Annotated in this window: 1 pseudogene; it reads right to left on the bottom strand. The window is 61.1% G+C overall.

Annotated features, from left to right (window positions below):
* Positions 1-465: 465 nt before the first annotated feature.
* Positions 466-645: pseudogene (locus OE647_RS20130) on the bottom strand (hypothetical protein); the annotation flags it as partial.

Raw genomic sequence — 645 nt, 5'->3', positions numbered from 1 at the left:
TCGCCGCATCGAGTTCCTTGTTGGTCTCGGCGACGTTGTGCGCCATGTTGGCCTTCTCGGCTGCCTGATAGTGCTTCAGCGCCGCGTCCTTCTTCGGACCAGCGGGCGCCTTGTCCCACGCGGCCTTCACGGAGGTCATCTTTTCGGCAGTCTTGTTCTGTTCGGGAATCATTGGGATTGTCCTTTCCTGGACGCTCCGAGAAATAAGAAGCGCGTCGACGTGTCGACCTTTTTGGGGTCGACACGCCCACACGCTTCTCGGGTACTCGGAAAAACGTGCCGCCAAATATTCGGCGGGCACGTCTCACCTAACCGTGTCAGATCCTCGCCGCACTGACGCAGGTTAGTCCCCGCGTGTGTAAGTGAAGATTTTCGTCAGCGCCCAATTTGAAGACGGATGCCGGCCGCGGGTCGATGCCCTGCACCCGGACGCCTGGCCCGATTGATGCAGAGGCGAGGCCCGCCTCAAATCCCTGTCGTTTGCTGGTGGGAGAGTCTCACCCATCTGTCGCTATCGCGAAGGTATGCGGAGGCGCAGAGCGCCTTGAAGATCGGCACGTCTGGCCTCTCTGCCGATACCCGGTAGGTGAGAATGGCGATGCCACGACTCCACGTCACGCGCCGCTCGGCCATGACGACGGAGCG

The sequence above is a fragment of the Albidovulum sediminicola genome, assembly GCF_025751575.1.
GTDB lineage: Bacteria > Pseudomonadota > Alphaproteobacteria > Rhodobacterales > Rhodobacteraceae > Albidovulum > Albidovulum sediminicola.
This window is presented reverse-complemented; position numbering and strand designations above follow the sequence as displayed.